The following is a 19,387-nucleotide window of genomic DNA, read 5'->3' on the forward strand; positions in this document are numbered from 1 at the left end:
ATAGCGGTATTTTTTTATTAAAGAAGGCGCTCGTCAATATCTGACGAACGCCTTCTTTATAATCCTCTATGTCTGTTCAGCCAACTTCATCTTTACCCGCTAATTTCTCGTTAATCCAGCTCACAATCTCAGTCGTGGTTGCTCCCGGGGTAAATAACGCCTCCGCGTGCCCATCATCGATAAGAGAAACGATATCCTCCTCAGGAATTGTCCCCCCGCCCATAAGTAAAATGTCTTCAGCATTCTGCTCTTTCAGTAGTTCCTTGATTCTCGGGAAGATCGTCATGTGCGCTCCGGACAGAACACTGATTCCAATTAAATCGACATCTTCTTGGATCGCCGCTTCCACAATTTGTTCTGGAGTTTGATGCAGTCCGGAGTATATGACTTCCATTCCGGCATCACGCAGTGCCCGGGCTATCACTTTAGCACCCCGGTCATGCCCATCCAATCCCGGTTTACCCACTAGGACACGTATTCGAGTCTTATTCATAACGTTCCCTCCCACACTGTACTAAAATACGGCTTGTTCCCGATACTCCCCAAAGACTTCTTTGAGGACTGCTATCATCTCACCCTCAGTAGCATAAGCCCGTACTGCGTCCATAATCTTCGGGATCAGATTATCGGATCCTTGAGCTGCAACCTTCAAATCTTCCAACGTCGTCTGTACCCTGATGTTATCCCTGCTTTGTTTTAAAGCCGTAAGCCTGATTACTTGGGACCGTTCAACTTCAGGGTCAATTTTTAATAAATCAATTTTGTCCTTTTCCTCACTAACAAAGTCATTAATACCTACAATAATCCGGTCTTTGCTCTCGATCTCTTGTTGATAGCGGTAAGCTGCATCCGCAATTTCCTGCTGGAAGAAATTCTCTCGAATCGCACCCAGAACCCCACCCAATTCATCAATTTTTCGGAAATACTCTTCAGCGCCTTCCTCCATTTGATTAGTGAAGGTCTCCACAAAATACGATCCAGCCAGCGGATCGATGGTATTTACTACACCCGTTTCATAGGCCAAAACTTGTTGCGTTCGAAGAGCAATCTGAACTGCTTTTTCCGAGGGCAACGCCAAGACTTCGTCCATGGAATTAGTGTGCAACGATTGAGCTCCCCCTAAAACAGCAGCCATTGCTTGATAGGCTGTTCGCACGATGTTATTTTCCGGCTGTGGACCCGTAAGGGAACACCCCGCGGTTTGGGTATGGAATCGGAGAAGTAGGCTCTCTTCCTTTTTCGCACCGTACTTTTCCTTCATATGACGTGCCCAAATCCGGCGAGCAGCACGATACTTAGCAATTTCTTCAAAGAAATCCGTATGCGAATTGAAAAAGAACGATAGGCGTGGAGCAAAGTCATCCACATCCAACCCAGCTTTAATACCTGCCTCAACATAAGCAAATCCATCAGCAAGTGTGAATGCCAACTCTTGCAATGCCGTTGCCCCAGCTTCCCGAATATGGTAGCCGCTGATACTAATGGTATTCCACTTGGGCACATTATCTTTGGAAAACTTGAAAATATCCGTTATCAGACGCATTGAGGGATCTGGAGGGAATATCCAAGACTTTTGAGCAATGTATTCCTTCAAAATATCATTTTGGATTGTTCCGGTTAATTTATTTGCAGATATCCCCTGTTTCTCCGCAGCAACAACATACATAGACCAAATGATGGAGGCAGGCGCATTGATGGTCATTGAGGTACTGACGCGGTCAAGTGAGATATCCTGGAACAAGGTTTCCATATCTTGAAGTGAATCGATGGCCACCCCAACCCGACCGACCTCTCCGTAAGCGCGTGGGTGATCCGAATCATAGCCCATAATGGTTGGCATATCAAAAGCCACACTCAAACCAGTTTGCCCTTGGCTGAGTAAAAACTTGTACCGCTCATTAGATTCTTTGGCCGTGGCAAACCCCGCAAACATCCGCATAGTCCAGAGTCGTCCTCTATACATATTAGACCGAACTCCGCGTGTATAGGGATACTCGCCTGGATTTCCCAAATCCCGTTCATAATCAATGTCCGCTGTATGCCCCGGTGCATAAAGCGGATCAATCGGAACACTAGACACTGTAAAGAACGGCCCTTTTCGCTCCCTCTGAGCGTCATAGTTCGCTTTCCAGCGCAAGAAGTTATCACTCATCTTACTCATCCTCCTTTAAAACGCTCTTCCCATAACAACCTCGCTAGTTCGTAGGGATCTTCACTGTCTAAATTTCCCCATTTTTGAGTTGCGGCTTCCCATGCATCCTCGAAAGCTGCACGAGTTTCATCTTCCCATTGGCGCCATACTTCCAGTCGGAGACGTTCTTTACGGTGCTCATCCCTCTGCCCAGATTCCAGCAAATACGCGCGATGAGCCTCAACTTTTTCGTACAATTTCTCCAACCCGTTTTCGCTAATGACACTGGTTAAAACGACAGGCGGACGCCAAGGTTTTCCATCGCAGCTCAAATTCAACATCATTTCGATGTCGTTTTTCATGCGTTCGGCCCCTGGCAAATCCGATTTATTAATAACGAACACATCTGCGACTTCCATAATTCCAGCTTTGATGGCCTGAATTCCGTCCCCTGTTCCGGGGTTAAGTACCACCACGACGGTATCTGCCATCTGCATAATTTCAAGTTCAGACTGACCAACTCCCACCGTTTCTAAAAGGAGTCGCCCATACCCCCCGCCCTCTAAAATGCGTAATATATCGGATGTTGAACGCGTCACCCCTCCAAGGTGTCCACGAGTCCCCATGCTTCGAATAAAGACATCTCTGTCTGTCCCATGGGCTTGCATCCGAATCCTATCCCCCAAAATGGCCCCGCCAGTATACGGGCTACTGGGATCGACTGCAACAATCCCCACTCTCTCGTCCTTAGCACGGTAAAGTTTAGTCAACGCTTCAACCAACGAGCTTTTTCCCGCGCCCGGTGGACCCGTTATTCCAACTACCATTTGATGTCCAGTCTGTTTTAAGACAGAACGCATAATATACGCTCGCTCAACCCCGTCTTCAACCCATGATATGAGTTTAGCGGTTGCCCGACGATCTCGTTCAAAAAGGCGTGCTATCCATTGATCAAGTGCTCCCTTGTTCAAAATTCCATCCCTGCCTTTGCTTCGACCCCTCGTTGGTAAGCATGCCTTTGCTCAGTCATTTCGGTTACGGTATCCGCAATTTCCATAATTTCGGGTGCGGCATATCGACCCGTCAAAACCAAATTGAGATGAAGTGGCCGCTGTCGGACTAATTCTAGGACTTGGGCAACGGTTATTAACCGAAAGGCCACTGCGACTAAAATTTCATCGAGAACAATAAGATCAAACTTATCCTCTTCAAACCAGCGCCTTGCAAGATTAAGCCCATCTTGAGCCATTTGAATATCAATGGGATCTGGGTTTTCATACGAGACAAAGGATTTCTGTCCCGATTGAACCAATGTAAAATTGGGTAACAGGGAGGATATCTTTACTTCTCCGTAATCCTTACTCCCTTTCATGAATTGTAGAAATCCAACGGTCTGGTTATGACCAAGAGCTCTCAAACTCAACCCCAAAGCAGCAGTGGTCTTACCCTTCCCATTCCCTGTATAAACCAGTATAAGTCCTGACATACCTCCTTACCCCCCTTCTCTCTATAGACTAGTAAACTACCTTGCCTCCTTATTAAAAATTTCAGAATTTAGTACTCAATTCTAGATATTCTTTATATTACCTCCTTTGTGAAAATTTTCTTTATAAAGGATACAGTGACTTCGTCATTATTTATGCATGTCTCAAATAAAATATCCCTTCTTTAAGAGAGAACATCTCTACTCTTTATTCCCAACTTTCTAAGGTTCTCTTAAGATTTATGGTGTAGACTAATCATATGATTCATAGACCATAGAGTTAATCTAACATAGAGATTATTGAAGGGAGCTTCGGCTTATGCGATTTTCAACAGGGCTATTAGACTGGTTATTTGGAGAAAAAATCATACTTCAAGGACCTGATGAAAAAGGGAAAATTGTTAAATGCAAAGTCACTAAAAAATGGCTTGAGCAAGCGCAAGGGTCTGGTAGAGCATGAGCACTTCAGCGTAAAGAAAACTTGGCTAGCGCCAAGCCTGGCGAAGGCGTTCGCCTTAGTTGAACTTATGCCACCTGGAATTTATACTTTTTGATTGGTACAAAAAGGGAGCAGGAACCAACTTACGTTGATTTCTACTCCCTTTCGTGGTTTCAATCATTATACGAAATGGAAAACGCCTTGCAATAAGATAAGAACAAAAACAGTTCCTGTTTTAATAAGGGTCATAACAAAGATATCTTTGTAAGATTGTTTATGAGTCAAACCAGCAATTCCAAGAAGTGTGATAACTGCGCCGTTATGGGGTAGTGTATCCATTCCCCCTGAAGCCATGGAAGAAACACGGTGAAGCAATTCGGGGCTTACATTGGTTTTTGCAGCCCAATCCAAGTAATGCTTACCAAAGGTATCCAAGGCAATACTCAAACCACCTGAAGCTGAACCTGTCACCCCGGCCAAGGTGTTTACTGTCACCGCTTCAGACAACAGGGGACTGCCTCCTGCATTAATCCCTGTCAAAGCATGGGCTATAGTCTGAAAACCAGGCAGGGATTTAATAACATTACCAAAGCCTACTTCAGAAGCGGTATTCATGACTGCTAACAAGGAACCAATGGCTCCAAGATTAATGGCTTTAGCTACATTCCCTTTAATGCGCCGAGGGTTAATTATAAAGGCTAGCATAATTCCAACAATCAACGCAATCATCAGAGCCCAGTTGTTCATCGTTCCCACAACTCCGGCTTTAGGAATGCTGTAAGGTGCTTGGGATACCCAGGACGTGATGTTCCAATGGGGAAAAATCAGCTTTTGTAAAATCAAGGTCACTGCGAGCACCGAAACTAGAGGCAAAGCAGATAGCCAAGGGTTGGGCAAATTACCATCTTCCACAAGCTCTGGTTCGTTCTTATGATTCGTTCCATACCCTTCTCCCGCAGCGTGTGCCACCCGTTTTCGCCACTCTAAATAGGCTATACCTGCAACCAACACGATAATAGCACCTAGGGTTCCGAAGACCGGAGCAGCATAAAGGTCCGTGTTAAAAAACTTCATCGGGATTGAGTTTTGAATCTGAGGTGTACCCGGAAGAGCATCCATGGTAAACGTGAAGGCCCCTAAGGCGATTGTTGCTGGGACAAGACGTTTGGGAATATCCGCTTCTTTAAAGATCGATGCTGCAAACGGATACACGGCAAACGCTACGACGAAAAGACTTACCCCACCATACGTGAGAATCGCCGCCGACAAGACCACCGATAACATCGCTTGTTTTTTTCCGAGCTTTTGAACAATTGCTTTAGCAATCGCTTTTGCTGCACCCGATTCTTCCATGACTTTACCAAACACAGCTCCCAAGAGGAAGAATGGGAAGTATACTTTCAGATAGTTTGCCAGATTCGGCAGGAATATTTCCGTATACGTGGGCATAATTGCCATTCCGGAAAATATGGCCGCCAGTATTGCAAAAACAGGGGCGAAGAAGATGACCGAAAAGCCGCGATAGGCCATGAACATTAAGAGTCCCAAGCTTAAAATAATTCCTAAGACTGCCATGAATAACACCTCCATGAAATTTTGCTTTGCTTTTTCTCTAAGTCCTCTTGCAGCGGGTATTTAGCTCTGAACAACCATGGCCGTCCCCTGTCCTCCACCAATACAAAGTGTAGCGAGCCCTCTTTGAACCTTTCTCCGTTTCATCTCGTACAAGAGGGTTACTAAGATTCGCGTCCCACTAGCCCCGATCGGATGCCCTAAAGCAAGCGCACCACCGTTAACATTCGTTTTTTCCATATCGAAACGAAGCTCTCGGGCCACTGAAATAGTTTGGGAAGCAAAGGCTTCGTTGGCTTCCACGAGATCGATATCCTCAATCGTGAGCCCTGCTTTGGTCAACGCTTTGCGGCTGGCCGGAATCGGTCCTGTACCCATGATTTTAGGATCAACTCCAGCTGAAGCCCAAGAGACTATGGAAGCCAACGGTTCTATCCCTAATTCGAGGGCCTTTTCCTTAGACATTACGACCACAGCGGCCGCTCCGTCATTAACTCCTGAAGCGTTCCCCGCAGTCACTGTCCCTTCTTTTTTAAAGGCTGGACGGAGTTTCGTTAAGGATTCAACGGTTGTACCATAGCGCGGAAATTCATCTTGCTTAAAGACTATGGGTTCTCCTTTCCTCTGGGAAATCTGAACAGGAACAATCTCCTCTTCAAATTTACCAGACTTGATAGCTGCCTCTGCCCGATTTTGGCTCATCAGCGCATACTGATCCTGTTCCTCACGAGAAATTCCGAACTGTTCAGCAATGTTCTCCGCAGTAATACCCATGTGAATATCATAAAAAGCATCCATTAATCCATCTTGGAGTATGACGTCAATCAGCTCGCCATTTCCCATTCGATAACCTGTTCGGGCCTTTGGCAGGACATACGGTGCCATCGACATACTTTCCATTCCACCCGCGACAATGATCTCAGCATCTCCTGAAATGATAGCTTGAGCCGCACTCTCAACGGATTTAAGCCCTGATCCACAAAGTTTATTCAGTGTCCACGACGGTACTTCTTGAGGAATACCGGCCTTTATGGCAGCCTGCCGTGCGGGATTCTGCCCCAGACCTCCTTGCAAGACGTTGCCCATAATCACTTCATCGACTTGTTCCGGTTTTATGCCAGCCCTTCTTAGAGCCTCTTTAATGACGAGTGCCCCTAATTCGACAGCCGGGACTTGTCCTATTGTGCCTCCAAAGGATCCAATCGGGGTTCGAACTGCGCTGACAATAACAACTTCTCTCATGTCTCATCCTCCTGTATTATGATTAAATAAGAAATCCACCATTAATATCCAGAACTGCACCTGTGATATAGGAAGAAGAATCTGAGGCTAAAAAGAGCGCCGCATCGGCTACTTCTATCGGTTCAGCAAAACGACCTACCGGGATTTTGGCGATCAGAACTTTTAGTTTATCCTCAGGGTATTTATTCATCATGTCCGTATTGATATACCCCGGTGCCAAAGCATTACAGGTAATGCCCTTGGTGGCATTTTCAGCCGCTGTTACTTTTGTTAATCCAATTAGCCCTGATTTCGAGGTTGCATAATAGCCTGTCCCGAAAATCCCCATCCGTGCAGTCAACGAAGAAAGATTCACGATTCGTCCATAGCCCTGCCCGCGCATTGAGGGCAGAACAGCTTTTGTGCAAAGAAAGGGACCCGTCAGATTGACCGCCATAACCGCCTCCCAGTTCGCTAGATTTCCCTTGTGAAGGAGACCATCTCGATTAATTCCTGCGTTGTTAACCAAGATATCTACTCTGCCAAACGTTTCGATCACCTTTTCCACCATAGCGTTCACTTCAGCTTCTTGGCTGACATCTGCTAAGAAAAGTTCCGCCTTGACCCCCAGTTGCCGGAGTTCTTCTACCGTTTCCATGGCCTTACTTTCGTTGAACGCTATGTCATTGACCGCAATCGTTGCGCCTTCTTGGGCGAACGTTAAGGCAATGGACTTGCCTATTCCTTGACCGCTTCCCGTAATTAGGGCTACTCTATCTTTAATTTTCATTTTGCGACACACCTTTCATTAACTTCCCGACCCTTTTGCATGAGATCAGGGTAAAATAAACTCGGATCCATGGTATTTAACGTTTCAGAAATAATGGGCTTGAAATCCATCCGCGCCAAAATGTCCTTTTCAAGATCAATCCCTGGAGCAATTTCTTCTAGCACAAGACCTTGTTCTCCTAAGCTGAAAACGGCTCTCTCTGTGATGAACAACACCTTTTGCCCCTTCTTGCGTGCATAGTTTCCACTAAACGTGATATGCTCCACCTCTTGGATCAGCTTGGATATCTTACCTTCTTTTAAAATTTCAAGCTTTCCGTCTTTAACCTCCACTTCTAGGCCATTGGCTGTAAATGTCCCACAGAAAATAACCTTTTTGGCTGTTTGAGAAATATTTATAAATCCCCCTGCCCCAGCAATGCGTGATCCGAAACGGCTAACATTGACATTCCCTTCTTGATCCATCTGAGCCATCCCTAAGATTGCAACATCAAGTCCGCCACCATCGTAAAAATCAAACTGGTAGGGTTGATCCACAATACAATCTGGATTAAAACTTGCCCCAAAGCTCGCCCCTCCAGCAGGGACTCCCCCAATCGGACCAGATTCCACCGTCAAGACAAATTGATCCAACACTCCTTCTTCAGCGGCAACGGAGGCTACCCCCTCGGGAACTCCAATTCCTAAATTGACAATCGCCCCTGAATTCACTTCCTTAAAGGCTCTTCTGGCAATAATCTTGCGCTCATCCAGAGGAATGGCTTTGAGTTCTGTTAAGGGAAATCGTATTTCCCCACTGTAAGAGGGATTATATTGCTCGCCGAACGACTGCATATGATATTCTGCTCGGCTTGATATCACGACCGCATCCACTAAAATTCCCGGAATCTTGACATCTCTGGCCTTAATACTTCCAGCTTGAACCACCCGCTCCACTTGAACTATGACTAACCCCCCACTGTTTTTCACAGCTTGTGCAATCGACAGACCTTCTAAAGTAAGAGCTTCCCGTTCCATGGAGATATTTCCATCTTCATCCGCTGACGTTCCTCTTAAAAGAGCCACATCTATGGGAAATGAATGATAGAGAAGGTAATCCTTTCCCTTGAGTCGGATAAGCTCCACTAAATCTTCCTGCGTGATCTGGTTAAGCTTCCCTCCATCCCGGCGTGGATCGACAAACGTTTCCAATCCAATGTGGGTTAACGTCCCCGGCTTGCCTGCTGCAATATCTCGGAAGAGATGGGTAATCACCCCTTGGGGGAAGTTATAGGCTTCAATTTTATTTTCGACGGCCATCTTACCTAACTTAGGTGCTAGATTCCAGTGCCCACCAACGACACGCTTGACAAGACCCTCATGCCCTAGATGGTTCATCCCGCGATCTTTAGAATCCCCCTGCCCTGCTGCGTACACCAGCGATATATTTTCAGGGTGACCTGTTGCCAGAAATCTCTTTTCCAAGGCCGTGGTCAGTTCTTCTGGGTGTCCAATGCTGACAAAACCATCAATGGCGACCATACTTTCATCATTAATTAACGCCATCGCTTCATCTGCTGTTAAGATCGCCTTCTTCATTTCTTACCCTCCTGTTCATAGTTTCAGGGTATCCGAATCATTGATTCATAGACAGTCCATTCATGCTTTCGTGCACCTTGCAGAAGAATCAAAATTTGCGCACGACTTATGTTTAAGCAAGATCCATGCCAAACGCAAAAAAACCCTGAAGGCCTTTACCTTCTAGGGTTTTTTGAGGGGGGTATTGTTAAATAGATAACTATGTGTAGCATATTCACTACAAGTAGTTATCTGTTTAATCCGAAAAATCCTTATTGTTCCCTATTGTCAGATCACTGTATCTCTTTCGCTACATATCGCGAAATCACTACACCATTCCATCGCTAATTTCCCCTTCTAAGCCGTATTTCTCCATCTTCTTGTAAAGATTGGTTCTATGAATTCCCAAGAATTCCGCTGCTTTTGTCTTATTTCCTCTGGCAGTCTTAAGGGCTTTTATGATTGCCCTACGCTCTGCATCAGCCATTTCAAGCGTCAAAGTCTGAAGGGATGTAGTCGATCGCCGCCCCTCCAAGTCTTGAAGATAAAGGGGAAGATCTTCAAGATGGATCACATAGCCCTCGGCAACATTAATGGCCCTCTCTAGTGAGTTCTGCAGTTCGCGAACATTTCCGGGCCACGAGTAAAGCTGGAATAATTCCGCCACCCGACGATCGAGAATTTTCACAGATGATCCCAATTCCCGTTGGAATTTATCTAAAAGATGTTCACTTAAAAGCAAGACATCCCTTTCCCGCTCTCTCAGAGGGGGAATCGTCACCGTAAAAACATTTAACCGATAATAAAGATCACGTCGAAATTCTCCTACGTTCATCATCTTTTCTAAATCTCGATGGGTGGCTGCTATTACCCTGATGTCCAGATGTTGCAACCGGTTACTTCCCACTCGTTCCACTTCTTTTTCTTGCAAGATTCGCAGAACTTTAGCTTGCATCCCAAGCGGAAGATCCCCAATTTCATCCAAAAAGATCGTCCCTTTATTTGCCAGCTCAAATTTCCCAGGTTTGCCTCCTTTTTTGGCTCCGGTAAAAGCTCCTTCTTCATATCCAAAAAGCTCTGATTCTAAAAGTTCTGCAGGAATTGCCCCACAGTTCACTCGCACAAACGGTTGATCATGACGCAAACTAGCAGCATGAATGGCATGCGCAAAAAGCTCTTTTCCTGTCCCACTTTCTCCACGTAAAAGAACGGTTGACTTTCCTAGCGCAGCCTTTTCAGCCAATACCTTAGTCTGCAAAATAGCTTGACTCTTGCCTATGATATTGCTAAAGGTATAGCGGAATTTCTGATAGTGCTTTAATTCTTTCTCATAAAACTTAAGTTTATTTTCCAATACATCGAGTTTCTCAGCCAGCGTACGCAGATCCTGAACATCACGAAACATAACTTTCCCCACAGCACCGATGAGTTTTCCATTCTCTCTCAGGGGAAGACGCATCACCATCGCTTCTTTGCCATTAATATCCATGACCTCGCCGATTTCTGCATGTCCCGTTTGAGCAACAATATGCATTCGACTTGTAGGCAAAATCTCAGTACAATGGCGACCAACTGCATCCTCTTGCGCTATATTAAGGAAACGACAGTAAGTTTTGGTAATCCTTGTCACAATCCCTTGACTGTCGACCACCATCACGCCATCATAGGCTTGTTCAAAAATGTTTTCGAGCCCCGTTAGGCTATTTTGGGTGTTATCTAAGCGAGATAATACTCTTTGCAATTCACTGCCATCCTGAAAAACTGCGACCGCACCCACCATTTTCCCATCTTGATCAATGGGTGAACGACTTGTAATAACCATCCGGTCCCCGATCATAAGTTGATCAGCGTTTGATTCTTCCTCTTGTAATACCCTAAAGAGTTCAGAATTTGGAATAACCTCCGTTATTTTCTTATTAAGAATATCCTGCATCCCTAAACCAATTAAGTGAGCTGCAACTGGATTACAATAGCAGACCAAATCTTGATCATTAATCACAATAATACCAGCGTTAATCGCTTGAAAAACTTGATCCAATTTAATTATCTGGTTTGGTTTCATACGTTCCCCTCTCTTTTGCAGTATTCCCGTTCATCCTACCGGTATACAAAACTAAATTTCTGATCTATACTAATATCTTTGGCTGCTTATACCGAAGCCAAAGGAGCGTCCAGACGAGCCCTAACCCCATGATTCCTGACCCTACTAAGAAGAGAACCCCGATCAGAGGAAGATTGACTAAAGCCACAAAAAAGATTGCTTCTATCAGAAGGCTCGTCAAAACTGGGTATTCTAATAGTTTTACGGACAGCCACTTCTTCCCTATATATTCCATGATCGGAACGATGCCGAAAACGACGGCTATTAGGTTGGCAATAAGCATCAAAATAGCTAGAGGGATACCGATCACCGTCAGAGAAAGAAGAATAATAAGGGCAAGGAAAACCAGCGAGACAGCCGTGCCAATTCCAAATAAGCGGGCAGCAGAAGAAGCCAATAACTCTTCAGATCGTCTTGAGGATTGCCTTACGTAATTTCTCAGCAGATAGCCTAAACAAGTCAGTAAAATAATACCCAACAAACTCCCCATGAACCTTAAAAACCAAAATCCAGCCACCACCGCTCCAGCAAGCAAAAAGTTATTAATGAATTTCAAGGAGAAATTCAATTCAAAGATTCCCTTTTTAGCAGGTCTTTGTGAGAAATTATGCACGCTTCCACCAAGATCGATGACTAAATCAACTTGAGAATCTGGTTCAAGATAAGTATCCCCATTGATGACGAGAACAATATCATTGACAGTGCCCCCAATTCGGGCATCGGAACCCACCGCCAAGACATTCTCAATCATCTGCCCTACGGGAACCACAACCGGATTCCCACCCATCTGTGTGAGCAACGTACCTGCAAATGCTGACAACGGTGCCATCATCAGAAAGATCCCCGTCAGAAATGCTACCATCATTAACTGGCTCTTCTTCATCATGACAACACCTCCTCAAATTGAAATCCCTTGAACAAGGCTCGTAGGAAGTACACCCCAAGGACTGCGAGAAAAACGACGGCCAGTGTGATCCCCAGCCCAATTACCGGAGGCACAACAAGCGTGATGAACGTCAGCCATGTATGCATTAATACGGATGTTGTCTTATAAAACAAGCGGAGTACACTAAGCAAGAACGGAGAAAATAGTGAAAGGATTGGAACCCCCAGAACGATAAGTGCAAGACCAGTCCAGCGTGCTTGCTTGTGAGCGACTCTGTGCTCTTTTCGGATCGAGGTCAATATTCGTTCTTCCAAATCATCGGGAACAGGAATACTATTCATAGCTTGTTTGATTTGGAAGCTAAGCTTCTGAAGTTCATCAGCCCATCCTTGGCAATTCGGACAAGACAGCAAATGATTCCTAATTAACGTTTCTTTTAAAACCGGCAATTCCCCATCGAGATATTCGGTAATCTGGGCCGTGCATTCAGAACAATTCATGTTTTTCACTCCTTCACTCTTTAATCCGAAAGAATCTTGCGTAGTTGTACCCTCGCACCATGAATTCTAGATTTTACTGTTCCCAGAGGAATAGAGAGCATGTTTGCAATCTCCTGATAATCATAACCCTGCCATTCTCTGAGCATTAATGCTTCTCTGTATTCTGGAATCAATTGAAGGATAGCCTCTTGCATCTCTAACCGTTGATCCGATTTTTGAGGGTTCTTTTCAAGGATCCGATCTAATTCTGTGTCCGGCACCGGGGTCGGTTTCTGTTTTCTTAACCGGTCTAAGCAACTGTTGGTAATAATCCGCTTGAACCAAGAATTAAACGCCCGCAGATCCTGCAATTCGTTAATTGAGCGATAAACTTTCAGGAAAATTTCCTGTGCGACATCTTCCGCCTCATGTCCATCGTGCAAGAGTACAGACGCAGTGCGATAAACATAAGGGGTGTATTGCTTAAGCAAGCGGGCAAATGCTTCCTCATTCCCTGAACGAACTTGTTCAATCAGCTTTAACTCTGTCATGTTCACAGCATCAGTTCGTCCCCTCTTAGCAAATTCCGCGCAGTTTTATCTCAGTTCAGCCCTATTCTACCTTACCATCATATCATACCCATTAATGTGAAGCTTTCTTTAAACAAGCCGCATGTACTATTCATAATGCGCTGTCATAATCTCTCAAATAACAAGACGAGGAAACTTTGTAAAAAGTTCGCGAACCTTTTACAAAGTTGCTTCGTCTCTATAAGTGGATGACAATCAAGTTTCCAAGTATAAGGAGGATATAGCATGAATTCATTCGATCTCTTTGGCTACCATTTGATCAACCAGTGGGCAGGACATGTACCCCTACTCGATAAATTTATGTCCTTTACCGCTCAATACGCCTTGGAACTATACGGTCTTTTGTTTCTGGTTGCTTGGTTTACCATGCCAGAGTCCGAAGGTAACCGCCGACACGCCCTGATCGTGGCGGGATTTTCCGGGATTTTCGCCTTGCTGATTAATGTTCTCGTATCTCATGTATGGTTTCGACCACGCCCCTTTGTTTCCCTCCCAAAAGGATCGTTCACCCAGCTCATTCCCCACTCTATTGATGCTTCGTTTCCCAGTGATCATGTATCGGGCAGTTTTGCTTTTGCAGCAGGATCATGGAAAAACTCTGATCGTTGGGTAAGTTATAGCTTTACCACCTTAGCAATCCTTGTGGCAGTTGCCCGTGTCTACACAGGAGTTCATTGGCCTACAGACGTCATCGCTGGAGCCATCGTCGGATTTTTGAGTGCTCGAATCATGTGGGCTGTTAGTCCTCTTTTAAAACCCGTAAGTCAATTTGGTATGCGTTTATTCCACTTTGGTCCCTATGCATTGGTCCCTTCGAGCAAAGGAAAATAATCCACGACCCGCAAAATTGGTTTCGGATCTTGTAAATAGTTGTATACTAACTAAAAGACAGGATATTATACTGTGTACCAATTACATTAAGACGAGGTGGATGGATGAAGAACCCCAACCTCCCCCAACCGATCACGATTGGTCGCCTCCAGGAGGCTTTATTGTTGCAAACCCTAGGCGACACCCATGCCTCGATGCAAAACTTTTCCGAGTTATCCGTTCATACACTCCGCTTCACAGGGATTAAAACCTTCTCCTTACCTTTTACTGGTGAAACAATCACATTGGAACCCCGCGATGACTCGACTGTTTCTCTGAAGCTTGAGATTTCCAACGAACGATTCGTCTTGCTCTTTACCCAACAAGAACCTTCTTCCTGGCCATCCTTTTGCGCCAAAGCAACGGATTGGTTAGAGCGAGAACTAGGTCGTATCCTGCTAGCCAGTGAACATTATTCTCAAATGATTGTTGAACACTTGACCAACGGAGATGGATTTTCGTTTTTGAACAACGTACAAGAGATTTTCGGGTGGGATATCTTCCTTTTGAATAAACAACTTGAAATTCTTAAATGGGCAGGGGGGAAATCCCTTCCCGTAGCCCCCATCTCTTTCACCCCCCCAAAGCTGTCCCACCCCCACCCATCACCTGACTCACCTTTTGTTCAACTCTCTAAAGGGCAGTGGACCCAGAAAGAGTACCAAACCCTTCCCCTAACCTGGTGTCCGCTTTCAGGGGCAGAAGGAACCTTGGGCTTTCTTGGTTTAGCGGCCAACCTTCAAGATATCGGAAGTATTGAACGCTTTTTCCTCTCGAAAACTGCTACCCTCATCTTACTTGAACTCGCTAAGACACAGTGCCTTCAGGACAGTGAACGCCAACATCACAGAGATTTTCTCTTTGATTTACTTTACAATAATTTTGACTCTCTGGAGGTTATCATTTCACGAGGCAAGTTATGGGGATGGGATTTCTCGAAACCTCACTTTGTGGTTGTGGGTGAAATTCCCGGTTATAATCCCGATTCCGCCGAAAGCGAACGCTTTGAAGACTTTTTCACCCAAATGGCTTTGAGTTTGCGTTCTCGCCACTCCAAGGCAATTTGTCTCGAACGCAATGGTCAAGTTGTCTTCCTTTTTCCGCTCCAGGACATGATCCCCCAAGCAGAATGGCATGCTCAGGCATTTCATCTTCTTAAACCGATCATTCAACAGGTCAATACCTTTTCCATAAAAGAACCCTTCCTATTTGGCCTGGGCAACTTGTATTCCTCTGCCCGTTATCTACACCGAAGCTTTCAAGAAGCAAGAACAGCACTCGAATTAGGACAACTCTTAGACAATCCAGAACGCTTAATATCGTTTAGGGATCTTGGGATTATGCGTTTATTACATCGGTTTGACCGTCAAGAGCTGGAAGACTATCGTTCAGAAGTTCTCGGCCCTCTTCTGAAATTTGATAAGGAAAGCAATCTTGCTCTTGAAGAAACATTGTTAGCTTATTTCTCCTGCAATACAGACCTTAATGCTGCGGGAGAGAAGCTTTTCCTCCATCCGAACACCCTCCGCTACCGTCTCAAAAAGGCCTCAGAAATTTTAGGCCGTGATTTATCCTCTTTAGAGAACCAAGTTAATCTCTTTCTTGCCCTTAAGATTGGTCGCTTAAAAATGATATGGCCGGACTGAGTCCCTTCTCCCCTTGCGGAGAAGGGCTTTTGTTTTTTTCTACAACTCCAGACCTCTTATTTCATATTCCGCTCTAAAGGGACAAAACAAAGAAAAACGAACTATGCTATAGAGCCTAAGTGAATATAGGTACAAGATATCTCGCCTATGAGAAAGGAGGGCTTCTTTTGACACATCATCACCATCGTCACCCAGGCTCACCCACCCCAGTTCTCAAGATTCATGAGGACTTGCTGCTCGCACTGAGTCTTATCTTCGCCGAAGGAGGAGAAAAACTAGCCAGTACCTTAGGTCCACTCTTGAAATCTTGCACGGCCTTCGCCAACCACTATCAACTTGACGAACTAATTTCAGCCACAGAAACCTTGGCTCACTGCACAAACACGGATGACGACGAGTATCGCTTGATGTGCTACGAGTTTAACCGCCTCTTTGTCGGCCCGACTTCTCCTGCAGCCCCCCCCTATGAATCCGTTTATTTGTCACCTGACCATTTAGTGATGCAAGAACAAACCTTAGCTGTCCGTAAACTGTACATTCAAGAAGGCTTACAGGCTTTAGCTCAAGGGGGTGAACCTGATGATTTTATTGCCACTGAACTTGAATTCGCAGCTTACCTCCTTAGGCGGATTAAAATCGTCCAGTTGGCAAAAAAAGACGTTCAAGCTTTCCACTACGAGAACCTTTACCACGAGTTTTGGGGGCAACACCTTGGCCGTTGGTTAGGACCATTTGCCCAAACCGTTTTTCGATCAACCGAGCATCCAGTCTTTTCTGCCATAAGTCAAGTGCTCGAGGCCATCAACGATTTCCATGCATTAAACACGAAGGGGGATCCTTATGAAACTAACGCGACGCAAATTCCTTGGAGGAGCGGCTGCGGCTGTCTCTAGCCTTACCCTATTTAATTTTAATATGTTAACCAATTCTCCCTCTGCCATTGCAACGAATCAACTTTCTGATACAATGAAAACATTTCGCAATGTCTGCCCCCGCAACTGCTACGACACTTGCGGTCAGATTAGCTATGTACAAGACGGCATCCTCAAAAAAGTTGAAGGAGATCCTAAGCATGGCTATACCAACGGCAAACTTTGCCTCAAAGGATATACTTACACCCGCCGTGTCTATAGCCCCGATCGCATTAAATATCCCATGAAACAATCTCCTCGTGGTTCCGGCAACTGGACCCGGATTAGTTGGGATGAAGCTATGGATACCATCGCCAAGAAAATCCTAGATTTAAAGAAGCGCTATGGTTCAACACTCCCGATCTGCTTTGATAAGTACTCTGGAAACTTTGGTATTGTTCACTATGGTGCAGAAGGGACAATGTCCAGCCTCGGCTATACAACTCGGGCCCTTGGAACCCCTTGCTGGCCCGCTGGAATTGATGCCCAGACCTATGATTTCGGTACGCTTTATTGTAATGACCCCGAAGACATGGTCAATGCTAAGTATATTATTCTCTGGGGACAAAATGCCGCTTGGACAGCAATTCACACATTCCCTTTCATTAACAAAGCTCGGGAACGCGGTGCTAAACTCGTTGTCATTGATCCGATCGTAACGTCCACCGCTTCAAAAGCGGATCTCTACATTCAAGTTAACCCCAGCACAGATGGGGCTCTCGCTTTGGGCATGGCTCGCTATATTATCGATAATAACTGGGTCGATTGGGAGTATGCACGCGCCAACAGCGTCGGGTTCGATGAATGGGTGGACTATATCAAAAAAGATATAACCCTGGACTGGGCTTCTGAAAAAACAGGAGTGCCTAAAGACATTATCATGGAAATTGCCAGAGAATACGCAACAGCAAAACCGGCCAGCATGTGGGTTGGCTACGGCATGCAGCGCCATATTAACGGCGGTCAGAACGTCCGCATTATCGATGCTCTCGGAGTCATGACAGGCAATGTCGGAAAATCCGGTGGGGGCGTCAACTACGGTCACTTAGAAACATGGGGCTTCAACTATAATGCTATGATAAACTCTGCCCCTAAGGGTTCTAAAGGGTTTATCGGCCCAGATGGCAAAGAAGGGGATCGCTCCATCAACATGAACAACTTTGCCCACGATGTCTTAGCCCAAAGCGATCCTCCGGTGAAAATGCTATGGCTTGCTTGTCGAAATCCTGGCTCCCAGGATCCTGACACTCACGCCATCGAAAAAATGTTCTCCTCCATGGAATTTGTCGTTACCGTAGACTCCTTTTTCAATAAGACCGTCGAGATGTCCGATATTGTTTTGCCAGCAACCACGCATTTTGAAGACTGGGATGTCATGGCCAGCTATTGGCACTATTGGGTCGGTATCAACCAAAGGGCCATTGACCCTCTGTACGAATCAAAAAGTGATGTTGAACTAGCCATGCTACTCTCTAAAAAAATGAATGCCTTGGAACCAGGTTCTTGTACCTTCCCTACGTCAGGATCACCAGAGGAATGGTTAGCCAAAGAGTTTAACCCAGGCATGCTTAAAATGCTCGGGATTAACGATTATAAAGAACTTATCAATGCGCCGCGCAAGGCAAACCTGCCTTCTGCTTCCTGGTCCGATGGAAAATTCCGCACCCCTTCCAAGAAGATTGAAATTCACAGTGAACTTGCCAAGAAGAACGGGCTGCCCGCCCTCCCGATATGGGTCGAAGAAATGAAGACCCCAGAGAAATACCCGATCCGCTTCATGACGCCCCATCCGCAACATGCTTTGCACTCCCAGTTCCAAAACCTGGACTGGATGATGACCGCAAACCCTGAGCCCAAGGTAGAGATTCACCCTGTTCTGGCCGCTAAATACGGCATTTCGGAAGGAGATATGGTCAAGATTTATAACGACCTTGGCTCCGTCACTGTTAAAGCCCACCTAACTCAAACGACTTCTCAAAATGTCATCGTAGCTTATGAGTCTTGGTATAAAAACTCTATCTTCAATGTTAATTACACCTTAAAGGCAACACCAAGCGATATGGGTAAACAAGCGACCGGCAACAACGGGGTAGCCTTTCACGATAATTTCGTAATGATTGAAAAAGCATGAGGAGGAATCCCTTTTGAGTAAACAACTTGGCTTTTTACACAACTCAGAGAAATGTGTGGGCTGTCGGGGATGTGAAATGGCCTGCAAAAATGAATATCAAATTGATGCCGCCCCCCAGTGGCGTAAGGTTTTTCAACTCCATGAAGAAGATTACCCACTTCCTACCCGCATGTTTTTCTCTATGGCTTGCAACCACTGCGCTCATCCAGAATGTCTCCGCGTCTGCCCGGTAGAGGCCTACACGAAACGCGAAGATGGGATCGTGGTCCATGATCCTAATCGCTGCATTGGCTGCCGTTTGTGTACCATGGCTTGTCCGTATGATCGCCCGCAATTTAACCCAGCAAAAAAGAAAGTTGAAAAATGCAATTTGTGCTATCAGCGCATTGACAAAGGAGAAAAACCAGCTTGTGTCGCCGGTTGTATTACAGGGGCCTTGGAACTTGTGGAAATAAACTCAAGTCTTGACCAAGAGATCGGGGTACTCAAGACTTTACCCGGGCTACCCAGTCCGAATATCACAACGCCATCGATTCGATTTATCGGACCGAAACAAGGCAAACAAATAAGGAGGGGTTAAC

18 protein-coding genes are annotated in these 19,387 nt (G+C 45.5%); 6 read left to right on the forward strand and 12 right to left on the reverse strand.

What is annotated here, in order from left to right; genetic code table 11:
* Positions 1-76: 76 nt before the first annotated feature.
* From DSOL_RS07595 to DSOL_RS07610, 4 genes are read right to left on the reverse strand one after another with little or no spacing between them, the layout of a single operon-like run.
* Positions 77-493: a cobalamin B12-binding domain-containing protein gene (locus tag DSOL_RS07595; RefSeq protein ID WP_075364264.1), complete on the reverse strand. Its 417-nt coding sequence runs from the start codon at positions 491-493 to the stop codon at positions 77-79.
* A gap of 21 nt (positions 494-514) precedes the next feature.
* Positions 515-2,152 carry an acyl-CoA mutase large subunit family protein gene (locus DSOL_RS07600; RefSeq protein WP_075364265.1) on the reverse strand — a complete coding sequence of 546 codons (1,638 nt, stop codon included), beginning with the start codon at positions 2,150-2,152 and terminating at the stop codon, positions 515-517.
* A 5-nt stretch (positions 2,153-2,157) separates the two neighbouring features.
* Positions 2,158-3,102 carry a methylmalonyl Co-A mutase-associated GTPase MeaB gene (meaB, locus tag DSOL_RS07605; RefSeq protein WP_075364266.1) on the reverse strand — a complete coding sequence of 315 codons (945 nt, stop codon included), beginning with the start codon at positions 3,100-3,102 and terminating at the stop codon, positions 2,158-2,160.
* Positions 3,099-3,617, reverse strand: a complete 519-nt coding sequence (locus tag DSOL_RS07610; RefSeq protein ID WP_075364267.1) for a cob(I)yrinic acid a,c-diamide adenosyltransferase — start codon at positions 3,615-3,617, stop codon at positions 3,099-3,101. The genes meaB and DSOL_RS07610 overlap by 4 nt, the downstream gene beginning before the upstream one ends.
* A gap of 316 nt (positions 3,618-3,933) precedes the next feature.
* Between DSOL_RS07610 and DSOL_RS27905 the strand changes: the two genes are divergently transcribed.
* Positions 3,934-4,074 (forward strand): hypothetical protein, encoded by a 141-nt coding sequence (locus DSOL_RS27905; protein WP_170871465.1) that lies wholly within the window; start codon positions 3,934-3,936, stop codon positions 4,072-4,074.
* Positions 4,075-4,233: 159 nt separating this feature from the next.
* On the opposite strand, the gene DSOL_RS07615 is transcribed toward DSOL_RS27905, so the two are convergent.
* The 8 genes from DSOL_RS07615 to DSOL_RS07650 form a co-directional block, all read right to left on the reverse strand.
* The gene (locus DSOL_RS07615; RefSeq protein WP_075364268.1) at positions 4,234-5,628 is read right to left on the reverse strand and encodes a GntP family permease; all 1,395 of its coding nucleotides are present in this window, start codon (positions 5,626-5,628) and stop codon (positions 4,234-4,236) included.
* A 60-nt stretch (positions 5,629-5,688) separates the two neighbouring features.
* Positions 5,689-6,867: an acetyl-CoA C-acetyltransferase gene (locus tag DSOL_RS07620; protein WP_075364269.1), complete on the reverse strand. Its 1,179-nt coding sequence runs from the start codon at positions 6,865-6,867 to the stop codon at positions 5,689-5,691.
* A gap of 22 nt (positions 6,868-6,889) precedes the next feature.
* Entirely contained in the window at positions 6,890-7,636 is a 747-nt protein-coding gene (locus tag DSOL_RS07625; RefSeq protein WP_075364270.1) for an SDR family NAD(P)-dependent oxidoreductase, read from the reverse strand.
* Positions 7,633-9,213, reverse strand: a complete 1,581-nt coding sequence (locus DSOL_RS07630; protein WP_075364271.1) for an acyl CoA:acetate/3-ketoacid CoA transferase — start codon at positions 9,211-9,213, stop codon at positions 7,633-7,635. Before DSOL_RS07630 ends, DSOL_RS07625 begins: the two co-directional genes overlap by 4 nt.
* A gap of 307 nt (positions 9,214-9,520) precedes the next feature.
* Complete coding sequence (locus DSOL_RS07635) at positions 9,521-11,254, reverse strand: sigma 54-interacting transcriptional regulator (RefSeq protein ID WP_075364272.1); 1,734 nt, start codon at positions 11,252-11,254, stop codon at positions 9,521-9,523.
* Positions 11,255-11,318: 64 nt separating this feature from the next.
* Entirely contained in the window at positions 11,319-12,179 is an 861-nt protein-coding gene (locus tag DSOL_RS07640) for a hypothetical protein (protein ID WP_075364273.1), read from the reverse strand.
* On the reverse strand, positions 12,176-12,679 hold the full coding sequence (locus DSOL_RS07645; RefSeq protein ID WP_075364274.1) for an anti-sigma factor family protein: 504 nt from the start codon (positions 12,677-12,679) through the stop codon (positions 12,176-12,178). The genes DSOL_RS07640 and DSOL_RS07645 overlap by 4 nt, the downstream gene beginning before the upstream one ends.
* A 20-nt stretch (positions 12,680-12,699) precedes the next feature.
* On the reverse strand, positions 12,700-13,209 hold the full coding sequence (locus DSOL_RS07650) for an RNA polymerase sigma factor (RefSeq protein WP_075364327.1): 510 nt from the start codon (positions 13,207-13,209) through the stop codon (positions 12,700-12,702).
* Positions 13,210-13,473: 264 nt separating this feature from the next.
* Here DSOL_RS07650 and DSOL_RS07655 point away from each other — a divergent pair, with 264 nt between their 5' ends.
* The 5 genes from DSOL_RS07655 (at position 13,474) to DSOL_RS07675 (ending at position 19,386) form a co-directional block, all read left to right on the forward strand.
* Positions 13,474-14,079 (forward strand): undecaprenyl-diphosphatase, encoded by a 606-nt coding sequence (locus DSOL_RS07655; RefSeq protein ID WP_075364275.1) that lies wholly within the window; start codon positions 13,474-13,476, stop codon positions 14,077-14,079.
* A gap of 104 nt (positions 14,080-14,183) precedes the next feature.
* Complete coding sequence (locus tag DSOL_RS07660; RefSeq protein WP_083642371.1) at positions 14,184-15,764, forward strand: PucR family transcriptional regulator; 1,581 nt, start codon at positions 14,184-14,186, stop codon at positions 15,762-15,764.
* Between the two features lie 167 nt (positions 15,765-15,931).
* Positions 15,932-16,657 carry a TorD/DmsD family molecular chaperone gene (locus DSOL_RS07665; protein ID WP_075364277.1) on the forward strand — a complete coding sequence of 242 codons (726 nt, stop codon included), beginning with the start codon at positions 15,932-15,934 and terminating at the stop codon, positions 16,655-16,657.
* On the forward strand, positions 16,605-18,806 hold the full coding sequence (locus DSOL_RS07670; protein WP_075364278.1) for a molybdopterin-dependent oxidoreductase: 2,202 nt from the start codon (positions 16,605-16,607) through the stop codon (positions 18,804-18,806). Before DSOL_RS07665 ends, DSOL_RS07670 begins: the two co-directional genes overlap by 53 nt.
* A gap of 13 nt (positions 18,807-18,819) precedes the next feature.
* Complete coding sequence (locus tag DSOL_RS07675; protein ID WP_075364279.1) at positions 18,820-19,386, forward strand: 4Fe-4S dicluster domain-containing protein; 567 nt, start codon at positions 18,820-18,822, stop codon at positions 19,384-19,386.
* Position 19,387 lies beyond the last annotated feature (1 nt).

This window comes from Desulfosporosinus metallidurans (assembly GCF_001936615.1).
Classification (GTDB): Bacteria; Bacillota; Desulfitobacteriia; order Desulfitobacteriales; family Desulfitobacteriaceae; genus Desulfosporosinus; species Desulfosporosinus metallidurans.

Bases quoted from the DNA above. Each gene is read 5' to 3' on its own strand.
- DSOL_RS07595 (WP_075364264.1), bottom strand. From the start codon at position 493: ATGAATAAGACTCGAATACGTGTCCTAGTGGGTAAACCGGGATTGGAT.
- DSOL_RS07600 (WP_075364265.1), bottom strand. From the start codon at position 2,152: ATGAGTGATAACTTCTTGCGCTGGAAAGCGAACTATGACGCTCAGAGG.
- DSOL_RS07610 (WP_075364267.1), bottom strand. From the start codon at position 3,617: ATGTCAGGACTTATACTGGTTTATACAGGGAATGGGAAGGGTAAGACC.
- DSOL_RS27905 (WP_170871465.1), top strand. From the start codon at position 3,934: ATGCGATTTTCAACAGGGCTATTAGACTGGTTATTTGGAGAAAAAATC.
- DSOL_RS07615 (WP_075364268.1), bottom strand. From the start codon at position 5,628: ATGGCAGTCTTAGGAATTATTTTAAGCTTGGGACTCTTAATGTTCATG.
- DSOL_RS07620 (WP_075364269.1), bottom strand. From the start codon at position 6,867: ATGAGAGAAGTTGTTATTGTCAGCGCAGTTCGAACCCCGATTGGATCC.
- DSOL_RS07625 (WP_075364270.1), bottom strand. From the start codon at position 7,636: ATGAAAATTAAAGATAGAGTAGCCCTAATTACGGGAAGCGGTCAAGGA.
- DSOL_RS07630 (WP_075364271.1), bottom strand. From the start codon at position 9,213: ATGAAGAAGGCGATCTTAACAGCAGATGAAGCGATGGCGTTAATTAAT.
- DSOL_RS07635 (WP_075364272.1), bottom strand. From the start codon at position 11,254: ATGAAACCAAACCAGATAATTAAATTGGATCAAGTTTTTCAAGCGATT.
- DSOL_RS07640 (WP_075364273.1), bottom strand. From the start codon at position 12,179: ATGATGAAGAAGAGCCAGTTAATGATGGTAGCATTTCTGACGGGGATC.
- DSOL_RS07645 (WP_075364274.1), bottom strand. From the start codon at position 12,679: ATGAATTGTTCTGAATGCACGGCCCAGATTACCGAATATCTCGATGGG.
- DSOL_RS07650 (WP_075364327.1), bottom strand. From the start codon at position 13,209: ATGACAGAGTTAAAGCTGATTGAACAAGTTCGTTCAGGGAATGAGGAA.
- DSOL_RS07655 (WP_075364275.1), top strand. From the start codon at position 13,474: ATGAATTCATTCGATCTCTTTGGCTACCATTTGATCAACCAGTGGGCA.
- DSOL_RS07660 (WP_083642371.1), top strand. From the start codon at position 14,184: ATGAAGAACCCCAACCTCCCCCAACCGATCACGATTGGTCGCCTCCAG.
- DSOL_RS07670 (WP_075364278.1), top strand. From the start codon at position 16,605: ATGAAACTAACGCGACGCAAATTCCTTGGAGGAGCGGCTGCGGCTGTC.